General features: G+C 40.3%; 12 protein-coding genes and 2 pseudogenes. 9 read left to right on the forward strand and 5 right to left on the reverse strand.

What is annotated here, in order from left to right; genetic code table 11:
- Positions 1-110 precede the first annotated feature (110 nt).
- From FGD67_RS15765 to FGD67_RS15775, 3 genes and pseudogenes are all read left to right on the forward strand, one after another.
- Positions 111-3,088: pseudogene (locus tag FGD67_RS15765) on the forward strand (Tn3 family transposase).
- A 113-nt stretch (positions 3,089-3,201) separates the two neighbouring features.
- Positions 3,202-3,792 carry a recombinase family protein gene (locus FGD67_RS15770; protein WP_257172049.1) on the forward strand — a complete coding sequence of 197 codons (591 nt, stop codon included), beginning with the start codon at positions 3,202-3,204 and terminating at the stop codon, positions 3,790-3,792.
- Between the two features lie 92 nt (positions 3,793-3,884).
- The gene (locus FGD67_RS15775) at positions 3,885-4,046 is read left to right on the forward strand and encodes a hypothetical protein (protein ID WP_257172050.1); all 162 of its coding nucleotides are present in this window, start codon (positions 3,885-3,887) and stop codon (positions 4,044-4,046) included.
- A 21-nt stretch (positions 4,047-4,067) separates the two neighbouring features.
- On the opposite strand, the gene istB (FGD67_RS15780) is transcribed toward FGD67_RS15775, so the two are convergent.
- Positions 4,068-4,823, reverse strand: coding sequence for an IS21-like element helper ATPase IstB (gene istB, locus FGD67_RS15780; RefSeq protein ID WP_007106097.1), 756 nt, complete (start codon positions 4,821-4,823; stop codon positions 4,068-4,070).
- Positions 4,824-4,835: 12 nt separating this feature from the next.
- Positions 4,836-6,380, reverse strand: coding sequence for an IS21 family transposase (istA, locus tag FGD67_RS15785; protein WP_040515151.1), 1,545 nt, complete (start codon positions 6,378-6,380; stop codon positions 4,836-4,838).
- Positions 6,381-6,583: 203 nt separating this feature from the next.
- On the opposite strand from istA (FGD67_RS15785), the pseudogene FGD67_RS15790 reads away from it, so the two are divergent.
- Positions 6,584-7,641: pseudogene (locus tag FGD67_RS15790) on the forward strand (ISAs1 family transposase); the annotation flags it as partial.
- Positions 7,642-7,905: 264 nt separating this feature from the next.
- The gene (locus FGD67_RS15795; protein ID WP_257172051.1) at positions 7,906-8,430 is read left to right on the forward strand and encodes a hypothetical protein; all 525 of its coding nucleotides are present in this window, start codon (positions 7,906-7,908) and stop codon (positions 8,428-8,430) included.
- A 51-nt stretch (positions 8,431-8,481) separates the two neighbouring features.
- Here the strand turns inward: FGD67_RS15795 and FGD67_RS15800 are convergent, their stop codons facing one another.
- Complete coding sequence (locus tag FGD67_RS15800; protein ID WP_257172052.1) at positions 8,482-9,009, reverse strand: flagellar protein FlhE; 528 nt, start codon at positions 9,007-9,009, stop codon at positions 8,482-8,484.
- Positions 9,010-9,210: 201 nt separating this feature from the next.
- On the opposite strand from FGD67_RS15800, the gene istA (FGD67_RS15805) reads away from it, so the two are divergent.
- Positions 9,211-10,755 (forward strand): IS21 family transposase, encoded by a 1,545-nt coding sequence (gene istA, locus FGD67_RS15805; protein WP_257172053.1) that lies wholly within the window; start codon positions 9,211-9,213, stop codon positions 10,753-10,755.
- Positions 10,756-10,783: 28 nt separating this feature from the next.
- On the forward strand, positions 10,784-11,548 hold the full coding sequence (gene istB, locus FGD67_RS15810) for an IS21-like element ISShfr5 family helper ATPase IstB (RefSeq protein ID WP_257172029.1): 765 nt from the start codon (positions 10,784-10,786) through the stop codon (positions 11,546-11,548).
- A 349-nt stretch (positions 11,549-11,897) separates the two neighbouring features.
- Here istB (FGD67_RS15810) and FGD67_RS15815 read toward each other — a convergent pair whose 3' ends face one another.
- The gene (locus FGD67_RS15815; protein ID WP_257172054.1) at positions 11,898-12,797 is read right to left on the reverse strand and encodes a cation transporter; all 900 of its coding nucleotides are present in this window, start codon (positions 12,795-12,797) and stop codon (positions 11,898-11,900) included.
- Between the two features lie 77 nt (positions 12,798-12,874).
- Here FGD67_RS15815 and cadR point away from each other — a divergent pair, with 77 nt between their 5' ends.
- Positions 12,875-13,282, forward strand: coding sequence for a Cd(II)/Pb(II)-responsive transcriptional regulator (gene cadR, locus FGD67_RS15820; RefSeq protein WP_257172055.1), 408 nt, complete (start codon positions 12,875-12,877; stop codon positions 13,280-13,282).
- A gap of 14 nt (positions 13,283-13,296) precedes the next feature.
- On the opposite strand, the gene FGD67_RS15825 is transcribed toward cadR, so the two are convergent.
- Entirely contained in the window at positions 13,297-15,237 is a 1,941-nt protein-coding gene (locus FGD67_RS15825; RefSeq protein WP_257172056.1) for an FTR1 family protein, read from the reverse strand.
- Positions 15,238-15,621: 384 nt separating this feature from the next.
- On the opposite strand from FGD67_RS15825, the gene FGD67_RS15830 reads away from it, so the two are divergent.
- On the forward strand, positions 15,622-15,969 hold the full coding sequence (locus FGD67_RS15830; RefSeq protein WP_257172057.1) for a DUF2946 domain-containing protein: 348 nt from the start codon (positions 15,622-15,624) through the stop codon (positions 15,967-15,969).
- Positions 15,970-15,977: the final 8 nt, after the last annotated feature.

Raw genomic sequence — 15,977 nt, forward strand, 5'->3', positions numbered from 1 at the left:
TAACATAAATCGCCATACTCACCATATTTAAAGGCATACAAAGGTGGGTTACTTCTCCAAAGTATGGCAAATTATGAGGTTAACAACCCCTTAAACTTAATTTAATTCCTATGGCTATAAAAAACGAACTATCAATTCTTACCAAAGCTGAGCAGCTTGATCTATATTCTCCGCCGCTATTATCACTTGAACAACAACGATTGTATTTTACGCCAAACGAGATCGAGTTAACAGAGTTGAAAAGTATTCGCCTAAGGAACCACCGATGCTATTTCATTGCGTTATTAGGGTATTTTAAGTCTAAGCCTGTGATTCTTTCACCTAGCTTTAACCTCATCTTTGACGATATGCAGTTTATTTCAACGCAAGTTCAAGGAGGCAAAGGGATCAGGCCTTTCAGCATTAATAAGATGCAGCGTGACCGTATATATCAAAGAATACTGAGGTTATTAAACTATCAGAAATGGGACGAAAGTCTGCACTTTGCGCCGCTGTACGAACATCTTGTTATGGTCGGCAAAGCTTGGCTTGAGCCTCGTTATCTATTCGATGCAGCCGCTGAATATCTAGCAACGCATAGAATTGCCATCCCTAAATATACTGTCTTACAAAAAGCTTATCAGTCGTGTTATCCAACAGGTCAAGAAGGCGTTAAATAATAAGCTTCGTATTCATGTTTCATCTGAACTACACGGATTTCTAAATACTATTATCGATGACAAAGATGGGCTCTCCTTAAGCCAGCTTCGAGCCGGTGCAAAAAGCGTTATGGTGACAGAGCTAAAAAAAGAACTGACGGTGTATCATCAGTTACAGCCTTATACAAGACAGATTGATAATGCTGTTAAGGGCTTAGCCTTATCGTCTAAAAACCAACAACACTTCGGTGAAATGGTGGATTATTATGGCAGTAAACTAAAACGCTTTAAGCGTCCACAGCAACACCTATGGTTGCTGTGTTTTCTGACTCAACGCATACGGCAAAGCCTAGAGCGATTGGCTGATGGGTTTATTCATCATATCCGTAAACAACAAGAAGCTGCGCATGCGTTTGCCCAACAGGCAGTGTTTGACTCATGGAGGTCAGCTGCAGACAATGTCACCAAAGCCGCAGAATTACTGCATCTGTTTGTTGATGACAGTATCGACGATAATCAACCATTTGCAACGGTTAGGCAACAAGCATTAAGTGTAATGAATAACCAAGATATAGAAACGCTATGCCTGTACTTAAAAAAGCAAAAACGCACGGTAGAAGAATATCAATGGCAATATTATGATGATCAAAACGGGTTAATTGAGCAGTTATTAAGGCCCGTGTTTCTATGTCTTGAATGCCAAGCAGGTAAAGGCTCAGAAGCATTAGTGACCCAGCTCAAAACCACAAAAACAGAACTATTAGCAGGTAATACATTGCAAACAATGGATAGTACACTTATCCAACAAAAACATCGTCCATGGTTAATTAACAAGGATGTTGTTCATCCACAGCGATACGAATGGTTGCTTTACCGTCAACTGGCTTCTCGGCTTAATGGTCGAATTTACTTATCAAACGTCACTAAATATCGTGCGCTAGAAGACGACTTAATTGCATCGTCAATACAGCCTGATCTATTGGCATCATCAACATTGGAAAAGCTAAAGCAGCCGATTCAGAAGCTACTGCAAGTAAAACAAATACGCTTAACAACATCCCTAGAAGATGTTGCTCGTCACATTGATAATGGTGATAACCGCAATGTGATCATGAAGAGCCGAAGTGGCACACGATGGCGACTGCCAGTTAAAGGCTCCCAATCACTTGTCAACAACCCTTTCTTTAAACAAATGATCCCCGTCAGTATTGCTGATGTGTTGCGTTATGTTGAACAAGAAACCAACTTTATGCAATGCTTCGCACACGTGCTGCCAATACAAAAACAAGTAGGCGCCAATCAGGATGATTTATTGGCTATTCTAATTGCGAATGCGACACATCGCGGCGTATATGGGATGGCACAAATATCTGATCGCAGTTATGAGCATCTAAGCACTATACAAGCTAATTATATTAGGCCTGAAACCTTGCAAGAGGCTAGTGATATCATCAATAACGCAGTAGCGGCACTCCCTATTTTCCGCCACTATCACATCCAAGAAGACGTCCTGCACGCCAGTACCGATGGGCAAAAATTTGAAACTCACCTTGAGACTTTTAAAACTCGCTACTCCTCGAAATACTTCGGCACCAACAAAGGTATTACGGCCATGACGTTAGTTGCCAATCATAGTGCGTTAAATGCCCGTATCATAGGATCTAATGAGCATGAGTCCCATTATATTTACGACTTACTACAATCTAATACTAGTGATCTTAAGCCAGATGTCCTCTCAACCGACATCTGGTACCAACAATGTCAACTTCGCTATTTTGGACTTCTTTGGCTATACGTTCGCCCCTCGATACGCAAAAATGAAAAAAATATTTTTTAATTTATTTGAAGTGTCTGAAGAAGATGGTGGACGTATTCAATTGATAAAAGAAATCAATCATAAACTCATTACTGAAGAGTGGGATGACATTCAACATATCTTGTGTTCATTGAGCCGAAAGACTACCACACAAAGCACTATCATTAGAAAGTTGAGTAATGGCAAGAGTCGCACATTGGCAGCCATTCATGAATACGACCGTTTGATAAAATCAATTTATGTTTTGGAATACGTTGATAATTCCACGCTACGCCATTATGTTCAGCAAGCCTTGAACAGAGGTGAAGCGTACCACCAATTAAAACGAGCTATAACTTCCGTTAATGGTAATAAATTTCGTGGCGGTAATGATTACCAAGTATCACAATGGAACGACTGCGCCCGACTTATTTCAAACTGTATTATTTATTATAATTCTGCGTTACTGTCGGCATTTCTGCAAATTCAAGAAAAGAATGGTAGGCAAGACGTTGTTGATATTATTTCAAGATTATCACCTGTCGCTTGGCAGCATATAAATTTGAATGGTGAATATGCCTTTAATAAAGACCGTAAGGAAATTGATTTAATCGGTTTACTAAATGGTATTGAAACACTTGATAGTATCAATTGAAAACCAAAATAACGGTTATCATAAAGTATACTTTATGATAACTACATTTGACTATTATCAAAACTACTCTCATAATGTTTTTCTCAAAACATCTTAAGATATACGATAAAAAAATGTCTAAAATTGGATACGCAAGAGTCAGTTCGACAGGTCAAAGTTTAGAGGTTCAACTTGATAAATTAAATCAAGTTGGCTGCGATAAAATTTATCATGAAAAACAAAGTGGCAAAACAGCTTCGCGGCCTGAATTTCAAAAATGCATGAATTATCTTAGAGAAGGCGATGTTTTTGTGATCACTCGATTAGATCGCCTCGCGCGTTCCGTTATTCATTTATCGCAAGTAGCTGAACGCTTTCAGGCTGAAAATATTGATCTAGTAGTCATTGACCAAGCAATTGATACATCTACTCCCACTGGAAGGTTAATGTTTAACATGTTAGCAGCCATCGCAGAGTTTGAAACAGATTTACGCTCTGAGCGACAATTAGAAGGTATTGCTAAAGCGAAAGAGCACGGAGTTAAATTTGGTCGGCCAACAAAAAGAACAGCGGAAATAGATGTTGAAATTTATACTAAACGAAAAGAAGGTGTATCAATTGGTCAATTAGCAAAAAATTATGGTTTGGGGCCAGCAACTATTTATAGAATATTGAACGATGTATCTGAAAAAGTATCAACTGAAATAACAACTTTGCCTGATTAGAGTACGTCTTATAATTGAATACCTGTTGACCCAGGGCAAGATCGCGAACGTTTTTCAACCAAAAACAAACAGTTTGACGATTTGAATCCGCTATGATCTTATACTCTCTTTTGGGAGAGTTACCTGTGTTTTTAGAAGCCTTCACCACCCATTTTAGTGCCTTAGTTGACCACCGTCAGTCTGCCAAAATCACCTTGCATATTCCGGTGATGGGGATCAGTCATTCTGATTTCATCAGGATCACTAATCTTTGACGCATTGGACGAGTCCGTGTTTTACCCTAAGTGATCCCGATGAGTCAACTCAGACTGTAATTTTCGCATCGATTCTCCTTTTAAATTGATCCTGTGAGCGTTGTGCATCAGCCTGTCGAGGATCGCATCTGCTAGGGTGTTGTCGCCGATAGATTGATACCATTGGTCAGTTGGCAATTGGCTGATGATCACTGTGGATGAGCTGCCGTTTCTGTCGTCCATGATCTCCATCAGATCGTTGCGCTGAGCCGAGTTAAGGGGTTCCAACCCCCAGTCATCCAGAATAAGCATGTCGAGCCTGGCGAGCTGTTGCAGGGCTTTACTGTAAGTACCATCGGCTTTGCCTTGTGCCAGTTCCAACATTAGCCTGGATATTCGATAGTATTTTGCGCTGTAGCCTTTGGTACAGACCGTGTGCGCCAGTGCACAGGCCAGATAGGTTTTACCACTGCCGCAAGGGCCGGTAAGTAACAGATTCTGATGTTTGTTTATCCAGTCACATTGCAACAGGGAGGCCATCATGGCTTGTTTTAAGCCTCTGGGCTGGGCGTAGTCGATGTCCCGTGCGTGTGCGTGGATTTTCAGTTTGGCGGACTTGAGCAGGCGCTGTTGTTTGCGTTGCTCACGCTCATGTTGTTCGCTGTCGGTCAACAATCCAATGCGCTCTTCGAAGCTGAGATTGTCGTAGTTACCCGGCTGTTCCGTTTGCATAGCAAGGGCGGTTGCCATGCCATTAAGTTTAAGCTGGCGCAATTGAGTTAAGGTCTGATTTATCATGGTGTTGTCCTTTTAATGGAAGCTTTTTGGGCCACGGATATTCTCGTGGGTTTGGGGCAGTAGTGAAGGCTGTGTTTGGGTGTCCGGATGCAGTTTGTCCTGATTACTGCTGAGGATATCTTTGATGTGTTTGAGCCTATAAAGACTGTGCTTATTAGCAATGGCACAGGCTTTATTAAGTCTGCTCTGTGGATATTGCCGAGACAGATTGAGTAAACCTAAACAGACCCGATAGGCTTGCTGCTCATGGGTTTTGTTGTTGAGTTGGGCTTTGACCCAGATAAGTACCTCATCACCAATATCCTTTGCCCAGTTCATTAAACGACCGGCTGACCATTGGTGGTGTTTTTCATGCTTTGTTGGCATGTGGCTGGGCGTGGTACTCATGCCGGTGCGGTATTGTCTGGCATAGCTGGCAACTAAGTGATTGTGGAAGAGCATTTCGACCACATTGGCCTTGGCATGCAATTCAATGCGCTCACCGACCAAATGATGCGGTACTGAGTACAAATGATCCTCATACTGAACATGGTAATCAATGTTCACTTTTACCTGTTTGATATCAGTGTACTGGTAAGGATGCTTAGGCAGTGGCTTAAGAGCCGGTTTGTCGATGGACTCGAACCAGGTTAGGCGAGAGCCTTTGAACTGCTTAAAGGGCTTGTTGTTGACCTCAACCAGCAAGGCCTTGATGCAGATGTTGAGCTCCGCCAGTGAGAAGAAGGTGTGATGGCGTAACCTGGCCAATATCCAGCGTTCAATAACCTGTACGCCCACCTCAGCCTTGGCTTTATCTTTAGGTTTATAGGGTCTGGCAGGCATAATCGCCACACCATAGTGAGCCGCCAGTTGCTGGTAGGACGGATTGACATCAGGGTCGTAGCGACAAGCTTTAGTGATCCCACTTTTTAGGTTATCCGGCACCACCAACTGCGGTAGGCCGCCTAAGAAGTCAAAGGCTCTGGCATGGCTACCTAACCAGTCCGGTAAGCTTTGCGAGTAAGTGGCTTCAGCAAAGGTATAGTTGGATGCGCCCATCACCGCTACGAATATCTGCGCGGTGCGCACCTCACCGGTGCTGCCGCTGACAATCGGCACAGTCTGCCCTGCGTAATCGATAAACAGAATCTCACCGGCTTTATGGACTTGGCGCATGGAGCGGCGTTGTTTGCTTTTCCATACATCATAATGATGGCAATACTGCGAGTAGCTGTAACTGCGATTTGGATACTGTTGGGTGTATTCCTCCCACAGCAGATGTTTGGTCACCCCCTTACGCTTCAGTTCTTGATGTACCTCTATCCACGTGGGCAGTTGATAGTGGCGTGACGGCCTTGGATCTGATTGTGGATACAGCAATTTTGCCAATGCTACGTCATCCATATCTTCCGGTAACGGCCAAGTGAGTTCGCACTGGTTTACTTTAACAAGCAGCTTTTGCACACCGCCAATGCTGGCTTTAGTGCAGATACTGATTTTTCGTAGACTGAGTTTGGCTTCAAAATGAAGTCGTAGAATTTCTCTGATATTACGCATTGTTAACCTCTTTGTAGCCATGATTGCTCCAAACAAAAAGGAACTAGGCTAGCAAATATGTTGAATATCAATGCGTCAATTAAGACTCGATTAGGTTGATGTCATCATTCTGGTGATATCCCAAAAGTGATCATGATGAAACCGGAATAGGTGATCCCGATGAAACCAGAATCGATGATCCCGACTAGCCAGAAAAGGTGATCCCTATGGGCCGGAATATGCACACCTATCCTTTACATGATGTGCTGTTTGTTACGCTATGCGGTGTCCTCGCTGGCGCAGAAGGGTGGGCCGACATCCGTTTATATGCCGAAGGTCACCATGACTGGTTTAAACAGCACGGTTTTCTGGTGGATGGCGTCCCCGTCGATGACACCATCGCTCGCATCATTTCACGTGTCGACCCCGAGCAATTCGGCGACTGTTTTATCGGCTGGATGCGAAGTGTGTATGAGAACAGCGAAGGAGACGTTATCGCCATTGATGGAAAAACACTCCGAGGCTCTTATTCACGTGATGATCGTCAAGCCACCATCCACATGGTGAACGCCTTTGCTTGCGCCAATAAGTTAGTTTTAGGGCAGCTCAAAACGGCCGATAAATCGAATGAAATTACCGCCATTCCTGAGTTGATTGACCTGTTGGATATTCAAGGAACACTGGTTTCCATTGATGCCATGGGCTGTCAAACCGCAATCGCAGAAACGATTGTAGACAAAGACGGGGACTATTTATTTACCCTCAAAGCCAATCAAGGAAACCTGTACGACGCGGTAAAAGAGACATTTACAGCTATACGACAAGCGCCACTGGGGCCAATACAGATTGAGAAAAACCGAGGTCGTGTTGAAGGGGAGCGTGCTACACACTACCAGTAGATGAGATAGCTGCCGCATTTCCCCAATGCCCCCAGCTCAAGACCTTAGGCATGTCCTTGTCCTTTCGCCAGGCACCTGGAAAAGCCCCCGAACTGACCTATCGCTACCACATCAGTTCAGCGCCGCTCACTGAGCAGCAATTGGCCAGTGCAGTGCGCAGCCATTGGGCGATAGAGAACAACCTGCATTGGGTGCTGGATGTCAGCATGAGCGAGGACGACTGTCAGATTTATCAAAACCATGGTGCTGAGAATCTCGCGACACTGAGACAAATAGCCCTCAATATGCTCAGAGCAGAATCCACTCAAGCCAGTATTCCTAGAAAACAAAAACGCGTGTGGATGAAGACCGACTATCTGGAAGCCGTGCTACAGGCGGGACTCGGTAGGATGTTTGAATATTGAGCATTCATGCGGTTGCCCTGCCTGTTGACCCTCTTATTAAGCGGCAATAACTTGCCAACTTGAAATTATACAGCGCCCCTTATTTGCCGTTTTTATCGACCAAGATTACTGATATTTCTACTTTAGGGTGTACTTTCATACTTAATGCTTTAAAAATAGTAGATAATATTTTTGGTATGTTACTTGCTTTAAGATATGGATAAGTATTGATGTTTACATTACTAAAAAATGTAGTTTTTTATTAAAAAAATTAAGGATAATGACATGATAAATTCTATTGGTTCACAGAGCTATGCTGTACAACAAACCCGTTCTAATGTTGGTAAAGTTGAACAGACAGCGATAACCACATCAAAATCGTCGGAAAATACAAATAATCTTGATACACGACAAAATGCTCTTTCCTTTATTGAAAACGCTACTCCAGAAGAGCTTGAAGCAAAAGTTAATTCATTAGTCGGAAGGGAGCCATCAATGGCTAGCATTAATTTAAGAGAAATTATGAACTCTGACAATGAGAATGAATTAGTTGGAAGAATAGGTCGTTTAAAGGGTCAAATAGAACAAGAAAGTCGTAGTGTTTTGAATCAAGAGCAAGATTTAATTAGTCTGGGGCGAGCCGAAGGGAAAAGCGCTAAAGATATTTTAATAAGTATTGCAAACATGCAAGACGAACAATCAGATCTTTATAAGATGTCGATGAACTGGGGAAATAAGGGACTTAGCTCTCCTGAAAATTATGAAAAATTAGTGAAATTAACCCCTAATTATGTAAATTATTATGCTTGATAAATAGCGGTTTCGGGTTGAATTTAAAACCGCTAAAATAATGTTTTCTTTTTATTGATATGTTACAGCGATAGAGCCATTTTGTCCGAGTAATGCGGGGCTAATACTACCGCTGCCTGCGTAATAAAAAGCATATCTCCAAGATTGGTTGGCTGGTATATTATAAGAACTTGTATTACCTCCTGCACCAAAATTACCACTTATATCAAAACAGACATTTAATGTGCTCTCACATAAATAAGTTGTTAAATTAGTGTTGTAATTCCATATATTCCATATATTCCATATATTCCATTGCCAAGTAATATTTTGAACTGTAGCAGTGGAAGATGTTCCTGAAGGTGCGTCCATCAACGGACCAAATACCCATTGTCCAGCTGTGGTAATATTGGGATTATAGACAACGTCAGTCCATGCTCCAGCAGAAGCGAAAGCATCGATACCGCCTTCTGAATTTAAAGCACGGGGTGTATCCAGCTGATTTAGATCGATTATTTTTGCTTTGTTTAGATCAAACACTAGCTCTGCATTTTGTTCTTCTACAGCTATTGCATTCATGGTGTGCATATTCTCATGCATCGCGATCACCTAATACCATCTAAGCCGATCACTTAATACTATCCATCGCGATCACTCAATACCATCGATGCAGATCACTTTTTGGTCAAAATGGTATTGAGTGATCGGCTTGAATGGTATCGTTCAATTTATACTCATTTTTGTCTATCCAGTAGGTGTTTTTAACCGTTATTCTTTTCATTTTTGATGATGAGAATAACCATGCCAACGGCACCTATTTCAATGCGTAAACTTAAAGAGATTTTAAGACTAAAATACGACTGTAAACTCAGTCATCGAAAGATAGCAAACAGCTTATCTATTTCACCTTCAATTGTTTCTAAATATGCCTGTAAATCAGCAGAGTTAGGTATCACTTGCTGGCCGCTTGATGAAAAATGGGATGATCATTCTCTGCAACGAGCATTCTTCAAAACAAAGCCCCGACTAAAAGGCTTTAGTATTCCTGACTGGTTGTTAGTTCAGCAGGAGCTGCGACCCAAAACCATGACGCTATTGCTGCTTTGGCAAGAATACAAAGAGCGACACGAGGAAGGATTTTACAGTTACACCCACTTCTGCCGACAGTACAAGGCATGGCTTAAATGTCAAAAACCGTCCATGCGACAAAACCATAAAGCAGGTGAAAAACTGTTTGTTGATTACTGCGGCCCAACTATGAATATTGTTGATGCTAGTACAGGTGAATACCGTACAGCTCAAGTGTTTGTCGCAGTTATGGGCGCATCTAATTATACGTATGCGGAGGCAACGTATAGCCAAAAGCTAGAAGATTGGGTGATGAGTCATGCTCGTTGTTTTGAGTTTCTTGGTGGTGTGCCAGAGCTGGTAATCCCTGACAACTTAAAAAGTGCGGTAACTAAACCTTGTCGATATGAGCCTGATTTAAATCCAACCTACCAACAATTGGCGACACACTACAATACGGTCATTGTGCCTGCTAGACCTTATAAGCCCAAGGATAAAGCCAAAGCAGAAGTGGGTGTGCAAATTGTCGAACGCTGGATAATGGCACGGCTTCGCAATGAAAGCTTCTTTAGCTTGCGCCAATTAAACCTAAAGATACAAAAACTGCTTGTCGACTTAAACCAGCGGAAAATGAAGAAGCACCCTGGTTCAAGGCTCAGTCAGTTTGAATCCATTGATAAACCTGCTCTCAAACCACTACCCACACAGGCTTACAGTTACACCTTAGTCAAACAAGTAAGCGTGCATATTGATTATCATGTCGAAGTTGAAAAACACTACTACTCAGTACCTCATACCTTGATCAAACAAAAGCTTGAAGCCCATGCCACAGGTCAACTGGTGACACTTTACCATCAGGGTGTTCAAGTAGCCGTTCACCCAAGATCACACCGAGAAGGTGCACACACCACGCTTGATCTACATATGCCAATAGCTCATCAAAAGCAGCAGCAATGGTCACCACAACGGTTCGAACGTTGGGCAGCTAAGTTCGGTGGTTCAACGGAGCAGTTTGTTATGCAATTGATGCAAGCTAAAAAGCATCCAGAGCAAAGCTACCGTGCTTGTATGGGGTTATTAAGCCTAGGTAAGAAGTTTACTGACCAACGTCTTGAAGCAGCCTGTCATCGCGCATTAGCCACAGGTGTTACTCGCGTAAAACAAGTAAAAAACATTTTAGAAAAGGGCTTGGATAAGCAACCCTTGCCACAAGCTCAAGGTGATTTACTACAAGATATTGATCATAAAAATATCCGCGGCAACAACTATTACCATTAATCAAAACTAACAAACCAAAGGAAATCTTATGCAAAATATCAATCAACAAGTCAATAACCAGTTAAGTAACTTAAAGCTAAGCGGTATACGTGATGCACTATTGCAGCAATATGAGCAACCCAATCTCTACGTTGAACAAAGCTTCGAAGAGCGACTAAGCTTATTGCTTGACCATGAAATAACTCAGCGTGATCAGCGTAAAATTGACCGCCTAACTCGACAAGCAAAGTTCAGAGTTGGCGGTACGCTTGCTCAACTCAACTATGGCGCAGCACGACAACTAGATAAAACTCAGATCCGTTCATTAGCACAAGGTGAATGGCTACGCCTTCACCAAAACATTTTGATCACGGGAGCAACGGGGTGTGGCAAAACTTACCTCGCTTGTGCTCTTGGTCAAAACCACTGCCAACAAGGGAGTAGCGTTTATTATTTTAGGCTTAAAGAGCTATTAGAAAAGATGTTCTTAGCGCAAGCCGATGGTAGTTATCGAAAACTGATCAACAAGCTTAGCTCTGCCAATTTACTGATCCTAGATGATTGGGGATTAGAGCCATTAACAGCTCAACAACGCAGTGATTTACTGGAATTAATTGATGCGAGATATGACACAAAATCGACCTTAATTGCCAGCCAATTACCGATAGAAAATTGGTATGAAATGATCGGAGAATCGACACATGCTGATGCGATCCTAGATCGGCTTGTTCACGGAGCAATAAAGTTGGAATTAAAAGGCGAATCGATGCGAAAAAAACTAAATTCCTTGACTGATGGCGATCACTCAAGTTAGATTTTACTAAGGTCTACTGGCAGACAAAAAAGTGATCGGCTTGAATAGTATTGACCGATCGGCTTCATGATATTACGCAGACCTAATATAACCGTCAGCAGAATTGAAAATTACTGGGAAAGCAGACGTTCCTAAAATCGGTTTGAAATAAACGGCTTAAAATATTCATTTAATAATCAAAGGGAAACAATTTAAAGGCACAATTGATGTTGGTGCAGTGAGTTTTTACTACACCATAACTTATGCCACTTGAGCAGGACACTTTGGCTAATAATATATCGAGTTAATACTAGATATTTGAGTGTTGATGCTTATTAGTTGAGACAGATACTTTATTATTACATTTATACTAAGCTTTTAACTGTAAGATTCGACGAGCACCGTTTAATACTACAAGGGCAATTATAAATCCAATAACAAGATCTGGATAACGCGATCCTGTCAGTGTTACCAGTAGTCCTGCTAATATAACGCCAACATTTGCGATAACATCATTAGCTGAAAAAATCCAACTAGCCTTCATATGAGCGCCATTTTCTTTACTATCGGATATTAAAAACAAACATGTAACATTGGCAATTAACGCAAGTGCACCAAAAATCATCATTAAATTTGATACGGGTTCACTTCCGTATATAAATCGCCTTAACACTTCACTTAAAGCACCTAACGCAAGGATAACTTGTAGCAATCCCGATATGTGGGCTGCTTTGAGTTTCATCTTAATACTTTTCCCAACCGCATATATCGCTAATCCATATACAGCAGCATCTGCAAACATATCTAAAGAGTCAGCAATCAGTCCAGCGGATTGAGCAATCCAACCCGCGATGAATTCACAAAAAAACATGAACCCGTTAATGATCAGTAACCACTTAAGAATAATGGTTTCTTTCCCTTCATTTTCTTTAGCAGATACTTTGGCTTGGGTTGCTTCAACACTGCAACTTTCTCTGGTTATTTCTAACGTAGCACCTAAATTCAATGATTGAAGCTTCGTAGTTATCTCATCCAAATGAGCATCATGAAAAACTTTAACTAGCCGATTAGGAATATCAAATTTTAATCCAACAGGTGGTTCAATACCGTCGAGCGCTAACCTTATCAATCGTTCTTCAGAAGGACAATCCATCTTAGGCACTTTATAATCAGTTGTGAAACGCCCATCAAAAGCATCAGTATTTTTAAGTTCTTTAATACTAGAGTCAGTAACAACTGACTCACATTGGCCACTACATTTATTTGACATAAAAAACCTTGTTAAACACATTTTTACAAAGTATAAAGTCTATGGTAACTATAGAGTCAACAAAGAAATTTAATATTATGAAAATTGGCGAACTAGCAAAATTAACAGATTGTTCAGTACAAACGATCCGTTATTATGAAAAAGAACAACTCTTGAAATCCCCAGAGCGAAGTGAAGGAAATTTTCGTTTATATAATAAATCGTCACTTAAACAATTGATGTTTATTAAACAATGCAGAACGCTCGATTTAGCCTTATCGGAAATTCGTCAACTGCTTGAGTTACAAAGTTCACCCTCGATTCAATGCAACTCAGTTAACAACATGATCGATAGTCATATTCAGCAAGTTGAACAACGTATTAAAGAACTTAATAGCCTAAAAGAACAGTTAAATGACTTAAGTAACACCTGCTCAAATAATGGAACAATTGAGCAGTGTGGTATTTTACAAAAGCTTACCAGTGACGTAGCTAAAAATGTTTAGATACCATATTTATCTTAAATCAATATTTGTTTTCTTCTAGATCTATACATATAGGCTATAAATAAAACCAATATCGTTAACTGTGCCATTATGCCTTCCCAAGTAGACCCAACACCAATCCAATCAACCTCTACAGTAATTGGCAATGGAGAAATTCCAATAATGGCAGCCTCTTGTAATGCTGAAACTGCTTTTCCCATCAATATAAATGACAGTGCTAATAAGAGATATGTTGTTGTTGAAAAGAAACGAGCAATTGGCAATTTTACAGAATATTTAAACATTCCCCATGCAATAATCGATAACACAGCTATCCCGAATAAAAATCCACCGATAACAAATGAGTATTGAGTCGTTGAAGCTTGTGTTAACAGTGATTGATAGAATAAAACCGTTTCAAAAACCTCTCGGTAAACAGCGATAAATGAGAGCACGGCTAACCCCCAAAGTGTACCTGCTTCTAATTGTGTATTAATGTGCTTTTGAATGTATGCCTGCCAATGTTCAGCATTCGTTTTGCTATGCATCCAGATCCCCACATAGAACAACATTAACGCTGCAAGCATTGCAGCAATACCTTCCATGACTTCTCGACTTGCACCACTGATACTGATCATTGACTGGGCTGCCGCCCAAGTAGCAAAACCCGCTAATAGCGCACTTAGCCAGCCAAAATGAACATATTTTAAGACATCATGACGTTTAGTTCGAATTAATACTGTTATCAAAGCCAGTACAACCAGCAAGGCTTCTAAACCTTCTCTTAGCAAAATAACTAAGCTTGCAGTAAAAAGAGCCTCATTTGATAAAGTAGTTTCTGTCAGAAGTTCTTCCGCGTCATTGAGTTGCCTCACAGTAATTTCCATAAGGCTTTCAAGTTGATTAATCTGTTGTGCGTTACTTAACACTTGACGAAGCTTAATCAAGTTTCCTTCGATGCTTTTACGTAAATTTTTGTCTCGTGCATCCAAACTATTTTCAATTAATTCAAAACCATCTAGATAAGCACTCACAGCAAGTGTTTTGGCCTTCTCATACTCTTCATTTTTATACGCAATGCTTGCGGCAGCTAATTGAGTTTTGGTTATAGCTAAAGGACCACTTTGATTGGTAAACAATAATTTTGGATCGGCTCTTAACCCTTCAATTTCATTTTTCGTTAATCCGTCAGTTTCTGTAGATAATTTTAATGGACTATAATTTATCCAGTTTTGTAATGAAATTGATTGTGATGGTTTGATGAATTCGCTTGATGATTGGAATGCAAAACCACCGACATAAAATGCAAGGGACCATTTCTGCTGTTCTTTTAGTTGTGTAAAGGCAGGCATAGCCGTATCATCAAGCCCATTAGATATGGCATCAAACAACCCTAAAAGTGAACGGTTTTCTGCACGGTTTTTATCGGTAAAATCGGTAGGTGCAGGCTCTAATCCCGATGCTAAAACACCATTTCCTTGACCTAAAATACCATGACAACTCGCACAGTTATTTTCAAATAAAGAAAACATAGCTTCTTTAGACAGTAATCTTTTAGGGATAGATAACTCAGGCATCATAGCCAATAATGAAATTCGTAGTTCAGAAGCAAATTGCCTGACAATATTTACATTTTCTTTAGTTGAAATAGCCCTTTGTAAGGCCGATGCTTTCTCATTGAGAGAGTGCATAACATAATTATCACTTGACGTTTTATCAACTATCAATTGAGAGAATTCAAGCATTTCCTGGTATTCATCATTGTTAATTACTTGACCATTCTCAACCGCTGATGCGTAATCAACCCCCACATACTCTGCCAATTGTGCTATTTGGCGTAGTTGAGCAACCTCATCAACCGTTGAAGCTACACTCAACTTCGAAAATAAAAGAGTCGCCATTAACACTAAACAAAATAATGATTGTATTCCGATATGTTTTTGACTTATTAATCGCACGTTCCAACAAAATTGCATACTATGGCCCTTAAATATTACAGCCCAAATGATAATTATTATCAATTGTAATACCTATAGTTACTATAGAGTAAAGTATTTAAAAATATTTTTATAATCGTAGTCTACTTAACTTAAGCTTTTACAATTTAAACAGGCAGCACAGCTCCAATCATTCGTGTTAGCCTATAGACTTATAGCGAGTAAATATTGTCCATTAATGATAAATGCTCGTTTTATCTAATTAATTTTAACAATTCTATTGACTCTATAGTCACTATAGGGAATATAATGTTTAATTGTTGAGGTCGGATATTTATAACTTTTAAGTTAAATGATTATCTTAGTACTTCAATATTAAATTAACGAATTACGTAACGAATGTTCATTATTAAAGGTTTTGCTGTGAAAAATAAGCTTCTGAATTTTACTTTAGTCATTTTGATTGTATTACAATCATTTGTAGCTATTGCAAATTCACAAGAAATTCATGAATTAGATGTACAGCATATCCAAATAGAACATTCACATGAATCTGATGATCAAGTGGTTGATAACGACCTATCTACAGACAATGAACATAACGTTAAAGATTGCCATCACTGTGGACACTGTCATGGATTTCATACTCAGTGGCTCGTTCAAACTCAAATTTTTACCGAGCGTCCAAATCAAATAGGACATCAGTATGGGTATTTATTTCAATATTCAAGCCCTCTTCACGATAACCCAATAATCCCCCCTATAAGTTAACTCTATTA

This window comes from Colwellia sp. M166, assembly GCF_024585285.1.
In the GTDB taxonomy this organism is placed as follows: Bacteria; Pseudomonadota; Gammaproteobacteria; order Enterobacterales; family Alteromonadaceae; genus Cognaticolwellia.

Bases quoted from the DNA above. Each gene is read 5' to 3' on its own strand.
- FGD67_RS15770 (WP_257172049.1), top strand. From the start codon at position 3,202: ATGTCTAAAATTGGATACGCAAGAGTCAGTTCGACAGGTCAAAGTTTA.
- FGD67_RS15775 (WP_257172050.1), top strand. From the start codon at position 3,885: ATGATCTTATACTCTCTTTTGGGAGAGTTACCTGTGTTTTTAGAAGCC.
- istB (WP_007106097.1), bottom strand. From the start codon at position 4,823: ATGATAAATCAGACCTTAACTCAATTGCGCCAGCTTAAACTTAATGGC.
- istA (WP_040515151.1), bottom strand. From the start codon at position 6,380: ATGGCTACAAAGAGGTTAACAATGCGTAATATCAGAGAAATTCTACGA.
- FGD67_RS15795 (WP_257172051.1), top strand. From the start codon at position 7,906: ATGATAAATTCTATTGGTTCACAGAGCTATGCTGTACAACAAACCCGT.
- FGD67_RS15800 (WP_257172052.1), bottom strand. From the start codon at position 9,009: ATGCATGAGAATATGCACACCATGAATGCAATAGCTGTAGAAGAACAA.
- istA (WP_257172053.1), top strand. From the start codon at position 9,211: ATGCCAACGGCACCTATTTCAATGCGTAAACTTAAAGAGATTTTAAGA.
- istB (WP_257172029.1), top strand. From the start codon at position 10,784: ATGCAAAATATCAATCAACAAGTCAATAACCAGTTAAGTAACTTAAAG.
- FGD67_RS15815 (WP_257172054.1), bottom strand. From the start codon at position 12,797: ATGTCAAATAAATGTAGTGGCCAATGTGAGTCAGTTGTTACTGACTCT.
- cadR (WP_257172055.1), top strand. From the start codon at position 12,875: ATGAAAATTGGCGAACTAGCAAAATTAACAGATTGTTCAGTACAAACG.
- FGD67_RS15825 (WP_257172056.1), bottom strand. From the start codon at position 15,237: ATGCAATTTTGTTGGAACGTGCGATTAATAAGTCAAAAACATATCGGA.